The following is a 6,486-nucleotide window of genomic DNA, read 5'->3' on the forward strand; positions in this document are numbered from 1 at the left end:
ACGGCCGCGGCGTGGACACCGTCCTCGGCCCCGAGATGCGCTCCACCGGCGAGGTCATGGGCCTGGACCGCGTCTTCGGCACCGCCTACGCCAAGACCCAGGCCGCGGCCCAGCTTCCGCTGCCCACCAAGGGCCGGGCCGTGCTGTCCGTGGCCGACCGCGACAAGCGGGACGCCGTCCTGCCGGCGCTGGCCCTCGCCGGGCTCGGCTTCGAGCTGCTGGCCACCGCCGGCACCGCGGAGGTGCTGCGGCGGGCCGGTGCGCCGGTCACCGTGGTGCGCAAGCCCAGCGAGGGCGAGGGCCCGAACGGCGAGAGGACCGTCGACCGGCTGATCCACGACGGCGAGGTCGACCTGGTCGTCATCACCGGCCGGGGCGCGGCCGGTCCGGCGGGCCGGAGCGGGGACGGCCACGAGATCCGCGCCGCCGCCGTCGCCCGCGCCGTGCCCTGCCTGACCACCGTCCAGGCCATGGGCGCCGCCGTCCAGGGCATCGAGGCCCTCCAGTCCTCGACCGGACCGACGGTGACGCCGCTTCAGGAGCTGAGGGCCCGGTACGACCGGTCGGCGTAGACCAGCGGGTCACCGCCGTCCGCGAGCCGGACGGCGGTGACCTCGCCGACCAGGATCAGGTGGTCGCCGGCCGGGTGGCGGGCGTCGACCACGCAGTCGAGCTGGCAGAGGGCGCCCGCGACGGCCGGCAGGTCCCGGGGCGTCAGCTCGGTGTCCGCCGGGTGGAACTTCTCGGCCCCGCTGGTGGCGAACCGGGTGGCCACGGCGGACTGCTCGCGGCGCAGCACGCTCACCGCGAACTCCTCGCAGCCGGCGAGCGCCTTGTAGGCCCCGGCCGTCTCGGCCACGCAGACCAGCACCAGGGCCGGTTCCAGCGACACCGAGCAGAACGAGGTCGCGGTGAGCCCCTGCGGGGTGCCGTCGCTCCCCCGGGCGGTCACCACCACCACGCCCGCGGCGGTGCGGGCCATCGCCGAGCGCAGGTCGTCGCGGGTGACCGCGCGCCCGTTCACGGCAGCACCACCGTCTGGGCCGCGTAGTTGAGGCCCGCTCCGAAGCCGACCAGCAGCGCGGTGTCCCCGCTCGCCGCCTCGCCCCCGGTGAGCAGGGTCTCCAGGGCGAGCGGGATCGACGCGGCGGAGGTGTTGCCGGTCTCGACGACGTCGCGGGCGACGGCGGTGGCGGACGTCAGGCCGAGGCGTTCCACCATCAGCTCGGTCATCCGGAGGTTGGCCTGGTGCGGGACGAAGGCGCCGAGGTCCGCCACGGACTGGCCGGCGGCCTCCAGCGCGGCCAGCGCGGCGGGGGCCACCTCCTCCATCGCCCAGCGGAACACCCGCCGTCCGTCCATCCGCATCCAGGGCCGCTCCTCGCCGGCCCACGGCGCCGTCATCCGCAGGGCCTCGGCGTAGGCGCCGTCGGAACGGCGGACCACCGGGCCGATCCCGGGCCGGTCGGCGGGGCCGACCAGCACGGCTCCGGCGCCGTCGGCGAAGAGCAGGGCGCTGGTGCGGTCGGTCGGCTCGACGATGTCGGTCATCCGCTCGGCCCCGATCACCAGCACCCGGCGGGCTCCCCCGGTGCGGACCGTGTCGGAGGCGACGGCGAGGGCGTGGCAGAAGCCCGCGCAGGCGGCCGACAGGTCGAAGGCGGCGGCGCGGTCGGCACCCAGCCGGTGCGCCACCACGGCGGCCAGCGCGGGCGTCTGGACCAGATGGGACATGCTGGCGACCAGGACGAGGTCGACGTCGTCGGCGCGCACCCCGGAGCGCTCCAGGGCCCGCCCGGCGGCCTCGGCAGCCATCATCGGCAGGGTCTCGTCCGGCCCGGCGAAGCCGCGCCGGCGGATGCCGCTGCGGGTCTCGATCCACTCCGGGGTGGAGTCGATGCTCCGGCACAGCTCGGCATTGTCGACGCGTCGGCGGGGCCGGTAACCGCCGACTCCGAGTATTTCGCTGTGTCCGGTGCCGGCGACGCGTATTGGCCGTTTCCGCGTGTACCCCACTTCGGTTCTCCATTTCGCCGTCCACTACCGGGCGAGGCGATCCTCACAATCGCCGCTGGAAAAGCCCTTGAGCCTCGCTGGGCAGCCGTACAATTCAAGGACGCGGGGCCCGGCCGACGGGCGGACGCGAACGGGGAAGGGGGACTCGGTGATACGACTGCTCATCGCCGAAGATGTGAGGATGGTGCGCGGTGCACTGGTGGCGCTGCTCGAACTGGAGCCGGACGTCACGGTGGTCGCGGAGGTCGGCAGCGGCGAGGAGGTGGTGCCGGCGGCCCTGGAGTCCCGACCGGACCTGGCGGTCCTGGACATCAACCTGCCGGGCCTGGACGGCCTGGACGCCGCCGAGCGGCTCTGGGCCCGGGTGCCCGGCTGCCGGGTCCTGCTGCTGACCAGCCTGAGCCACCCCACCGTGCTGCGGCGGGCACTCTCGCTGCCGATCGCCGGGGTGCTGCTGAAGGACGCCCCGCCGAGCGAACTGGTGTCCGCGGTGCGCCGGGTGATGGCCGGTGAGCGGGTGGTCGACCCGCAGCTCGCGCTGAGCTTCTCGCTGCCGACGGACGGCCTGCTCACACCGCGCGAGGTCGAGGTGCTGCGGCTGGCCGCCGAGGGCGACGACGTGCGGCAGATCGCCCAGCAGCTGCACCTGTCGGTCGGGACGGTGCGCAACTACCTGACGGCGATCGTGCAGAAGCTCGACGCCCGGAACCGGATCGACGCCGTCCGCATCGCCCGGGAGGCGGGCATGATCTGACGGCCGCGGACGGTCCGGGCATGAGAAATTCACGGTCCGCGCGTGAGATCATCACTAGGCCCTCCGGAACTCCTCATGCAATACTCCAGGAAACAGACATTTCCATGGAGGCACACGTATGGACATCAGTGTTCTGGGGCCGCTGGAAATACGAATCGACGGAAACTTCATCGTTCCGAGTGCCGGAAAGCCGCGACAATTGCTCGCACTGCTCGCACTGCGGGCGGGCCGAATAGTCCAGGTTCCCACGCTGATGGAGGAGGCCTGGGGGGCGCGGATACCGCGCAGCGCCCAGACGACGCTGCAGACCTACGTCCTGCAACTGCGCCGCCGGATCGCGGCCGCACTGCCGGCCGGCGCCCCGCAGACGGCCAAGGAGGTGCTGGCGACCCGGCTCGGCGGCTACCAACTGACCGGCGCGGTGCACGAATCCGACCTGCGGACCTTCCAGCGGCTGACCGCCGAGGGCAGCGCGGCCCTGGACGCCGGGGACGCCCGCCGGGCCTCCGACGCCCTGGGCCGCGCGCTGCGGCTGTGGCGCGGCCCGGCGCTGGCCGACGTCCCGGTGGGACCGGTGCTGGAGACCGAGGTGCTGGGCATGGACGAGGCCCGCACCCGGACCGTCGAGCTGCGGGTGGAGGCGGACCTGCAACTCGGCCGGCACGCCGAAATCCTCGGCGAACTGCGGATGCTGACGGCCCGGCATCCTCTGCACGAGAACTTCTCCGCCCAGTTGATGATCGCCTACTACCGCTCCGGCCACACCTGGCGGGCCCTGGAGACGTACCAGCGGCTGCGCGGCGCGCTGGTCGGCGAGCTGGGGGTGGAGCCCTCCCGCCGGGTGCAGCGGCTGCACCAGCTGGTCCTCGGCGGCTCGTCCGGACCCCTGCGGTCCGACCTTCCCGAACTGCCCGAATTCGCCCTGGAGGTGTCGCGGTGACCACCCGTCCGAGGACCTACCGCAGCGCGGCCGTGATCGGCACCGGCACGATCGCGCTCGGCTGGATCGCCCTGTTCGCCGCCCGGGGGCTGGAGGTGCGGATCAGCAGCACCCGCGCCGACGCCCGCGAGCACGTGACGGCGGCGCTGCCGCTGTACGCGGCCTCGCTGCCCGACGGACCGGCCGATCCGGAGGAGCTGGCGGCCCGGCTGGTGTTCGCCCCCGACCTGGCGAGCGCGGTCGCGGGCGCCGACGTGGTGCAGGAGAACGCCCTGGAGGACCTGCCGCTCAAGCAGCGGCTGTTCGCCGAGGCGGCCGCGGCCGCGCCGGAGGCCCTGCTGCTCTCCTCCACCTCGACCCTGCTGCCGGACGACCTGGGGGCCGGGCTGGACACCCCCGGCCGGGTGGTGGTCGGCCATCCGTTCAACCCGCCGCACATCGTGCCGCTGGTCGAGGTGGTGGCCGGCCGGGACGCCGCGCCGGAGACCGTGGAGGCGGCGGTGGACTTCTACCGGTGGCTGGGCAAGACACCGGTGGTGCTGCGCCGCGCGGTGCCCGGCTTCGTGGCCAACCGGCTCCAGTCGGCGCTGCTGCGGGAGAGCATCCACCTGGTGCGCGAGGGCGTGGTCACGGTGGACGAGCTGGACGAGGTGGTGACCGCCTCGATCGGGTCCCGGTGGGCGGTGGTGGGGCCGTTCCACGCCTTCCACCTGGGCGGCGGGCCGGGCGGGCTGCGGCACTGGCTGGAGCACCTGGGCAGCGGCCTCGAACGGAGCTGGGCGCTGCTCGGCTCGCCGCCGGTGGACCGGGAGACGATCGACACCCTGCTGGCGCAGGCCGACGCCTCGTTCGGGGCGGTGCCGTACGAGGAGTTGGCCGCCCGGCGCGACCGGGGGCAGAACGCGGTGATCGCGGCGGCGGCGCGGGCCCGGACGCCGTGACGCCGGCCGGCGGCCCACGACGACGGGGAGGGGGCCCGGCCGCGGTGGCCGGGCCCCCTCCCCGTCCGGGGTGGCGGGCCGCTCAGAAGGACGCGTGGTCCTGGGTCACCCGGCGCTCCAGGGTCCGCAGCTCACCGCCCTCGCGGACCAGGACGTCGCGCACGACACAGGCGGGCGCCACGACCGGCTGGAACTGTCCGGGCCGGGTGGTCAGCACCAGGGCGTAGAACTCGGTGTGCACGCTGCCGTCGGGCTGCTCGCGCACGTCGAGCATGTTGAACCAGTGCCGGCGCTGCACCGGGTCCTCGGCGAACCGCCGCTCGTTGTAGGAGCGGACCTCGGCGGCGATCGCCTCCCGGCCGCGGACGGCGGGCGCGTCCGGCGAGTGGTCGAACACGCCGTCCGCGGCGAAGGTCGCCGCGAACGGCTCGGCGCGCACGGCGTCCAGGTGCTGCATCTGGCGGGCGTAGAACAGCTGCACCTCCGCGTAGAGCCCGGTCAGCGCCGGGTTGGCCACGGGGGCGGCGGGGGTGGTGGTCGTGGTGCTCGGCACCGGCTTCCTCCTCGGTCGGAACGGCCTCGCGGACGGTCCCGGCCACCCTCGCCGGGCGGGCTCAACCCGTCCTGGAGCCGGTCTGGAGGAACTCCGCCGCGTGGTCCTCGACCCAGCCGCGGAACGTCCGGGCCGGCCGGCCGGTGATCTCCTCCACGGTGGCGACCAGCGGCGGCGGCACCCGGCGCAGGTACTCCTCGACGCCGAGCAGCGCCCGGGCGTAGGCCTCCGGCAGCCGCTCGCCGACCAGCCGCACCCAGGCCTCGGCGCTCAGCCGGCGCACGGTCAGCGGACGGCCGGTCACCTCGGCCAGGATCCGCACCCGTTCCGGGGTGTCCAGCGCCTGCGGCCCGGAGAGCACCAGCGGCCCCGGTCCGGCGGCGGCGCCGAGCAGGACGGCGGCGGCCACCTCGGCGATGTCCCGGGGGTCGATCACCGGCAGGGCGAGGTCCGGGTGGACGGCGCCGATCACGCCCGCCCCGCGCACGGCGGGGATCCACTGCCGGGCGAGCGAGGCGAACGGCCCCGGCCGCAGCACGGTGAGCGGCCGGCCGGTGGCCGCCAGGGCGGCCTCACCCTGCCGGTGCTTGCGGAACAGCGGGTTGTCCGCGGCTGGGTCGGCGGGCGCGGCCGGGGCGGCGGCGGAGAGCAGCACCAGGTGCTCGGGACCGCGGCCGGCCGCCTCGCGCAGCGCCTCGGCGACGGCGGCGCCGGCGTCGTCGGCCAGCAGCACGAAGGCCCGCTCGACGCCGTCGAGCGCGGCGCGCACGGCCGTCGGGTCGGTCAGGTCACCCGGTGCGAGGTGGACCCCGGCGGGCAGCAGGGCGGCGGCCCGGGCCGGGTCGCGGACCAGGGCGCGCACCTCCGCGCCGTCCTTCAGCAGTCGGCGGGCCAGGTGGCTCCCGACCGCCCCGGTGGCTCCGGTGACCAGCACTTTCGTCGGCATGCCGCCTCCCGCGGGTCCGTGCGGGCGGCGCGGTGCCGCCCGCCGACCAGCGAAGCGGGGGCGGCTCGAAGAACACTCCAGCGAGGCTCGGCCGGGGCGGTGGACGCAGGTCGCCCCCGGGGGCGGGCGCGGGACGGCCTCGGGGGCGGGTCAGTCGCGGGGGCGGGAGGCGCCGTTCTCGTAGGCCTCGATGGTGCGGACGAACAGGGCGCGCTCCTCGGGCGCGAGCGGTTCGAAGGCACGGCGCCAGGCGGCCGCGCCGTTGGCCAGCCAGCCCTCGATCGCCGCCCTGGTCTCCGGCTCCCCGGTGATGGCGACGATGGTGCGCCGCCGGTC

The 6,486-nt window shown here is 75.4% G+C and carries 7 protein-coding genes and 2 pseudogenes; 4 read left to right on the forward strand and 5 right to left on the reverse strand.

Annotated features, from left to right (window positions below; translation table 11 throughout):
* Positions 1–572, forward strand: a pseudogene (carB, locus tag ACFVFS_RS40225) (carbamoyl phosphate synthase large subunit); the annotation flags it as partial.
* On the opposite strand, the gene ACFVFS_RS40230 reads toward carB, so the two are convergent.
* Both ACFVFS_RS40230 and ACFVFS_RS40235 read right to left on the reverse strand, forming a co-directional pair.
* Complete coding sequence (locus tag ACFVFS_RS40230; protein WP_380630074.1) at positions 536–1,024, reverse strand: flavin reductase family protein; 489 nt, start codon at positions 1,022–1,024, stop codon at positions 536–538. The pseudogene carB and the gene ACFVFS_RS40230 sit on opposite strands and share 37 nt — an antisense overlap.
* On the reverse strand, positions 1,021–2,016 hold the full coding sequence (locus ACFVFS_RS40235) for a beta-ketoacyl-ACP synthase III (protein ID WP_380630076.1): 996 nt from the start codon (positions 2,014–2,016) through the stop codon (positions 1,021–1,023). Before ACFVFS_RS40235 ends, ACFVFS_RS40230 begins: the two co-directional genes overlap by 4 nt.
* Positions 2,017–2,164: 148 nt before the next feature.
* Here ACFVFS_RS40235 and ACFVFS_RS40240 point away from each other — a divergent pair, with 148 nt between their 5' ends.
* The 3 genes from ACFVFS_RS40240 (at position 2,165) to ACFVFS_RS40250 (ending at position 4,651) form a co-directional block, all read left to right on the forward strand.
* Positions 2,165–2,770: a DNA-binding response regulator gene (locus ACFVFS_RS40240; RefSeq protein ID WP_380630078.1), complete on the forward strand. Its 606-nt coding sequence runs from the start codon at positions 2,165–2,167 to the stop codon at positions 2,768–2,770.
* 118 nt (positions 2,771–2,888) lie between these two features.
* Entirely contained in the window at positions 2,889–3,710 is an 822-nt protein-coding gene (locus tag ACFVFS_RS40245) for a BTAD domain-containing putative transcriptional regulator (RefSeq protein ID WP_380630080.1), read from the forward strand.
* Positions 3,707–4,651, forward strand: a complete 945-nt coding sequence (locus ACFVFS_RS40250) for a 3-hydroxyacyl-CoA dehydrogenase NAD-binding domain-containing protein (RefSeq protein WP_380630081.1) — start codon at positions 3,707–3,709, stop codon at positions 4,649–4,651. The genes ACFVFS_RS40245 and ACFVFS_RS40250 overlap by 4 nt, the downstream gene beginning before the upstream one ends.
* A gap of 82 nt (positions 4,652–4,733) precedes the next feature.
* Here the strand turns inward: ACFVFS_RS40250 and ACFVFS_RS40255 are convergent, their stop codons facing one another.
* The 3 genes and pseudogenes from ACFVFS_RS40255 to ACFVFS_RS40265 form a co-directional block, all read right to left on the reverse strand.
* Positions 4,734–5,204, reverse strand: a complete 471-nt coding sequence (locus ACFVFS_RS40255) for a nuclear transport factor 2 family protein (RefSeq protein WP_380630082.1) — start codon at positions 5,202–5,204, stop codon at positions 4,734–4,736.
* 61 nt (positions 5,205–5,265) lie between these two features.
* Positions 5,266–6,150: an SDR family NAD(P)-dependent oxidoreductase gene (locus ACFVFS_RS40260; protein ID WP_380630084.1), complete on the reverse strand. Its 885-nt coding sequence runs from the start codon at positions 6,148–6,150 to the stop codon at positions 5,266–5,268.
* A 150-nt stretch (positions 6,151–6,300) separates the two neighbouring features.
* Positions 6,301–6,486 (reverse strand): annotated as a pseudogene (locus ACFVFS_RS40265) (MarR family transcriptional regulator); the annotation flags it as partial.

This window comes from Kitasatospora sp. NPDC057692 (assembly GCF_042799475.1).
Lineage (GTDB): Bacteria > Actinomycetota > Actinomycetes > Streptomycetales > Streptomycetaceae > Kitasatospora.

Bases quoted from the DNA above. Each gene is read 5' to 3' on its own strand.
- ACFVFS_RS40245 (WP_380630080.1), top strand. From the start codon at position 2,889: ATGGACATCAGTGTTCTGGGGCCGCTGGAAATACGAATCGACGGAAAC.
- ACFVFS_RS40260 (WP_380630084.1), bottom strand. From the start codon at position 6,150: ATGCCGACGAAAGTGCTGGTCACCGGAGCCACCGGGGCGGTCGGGAGC.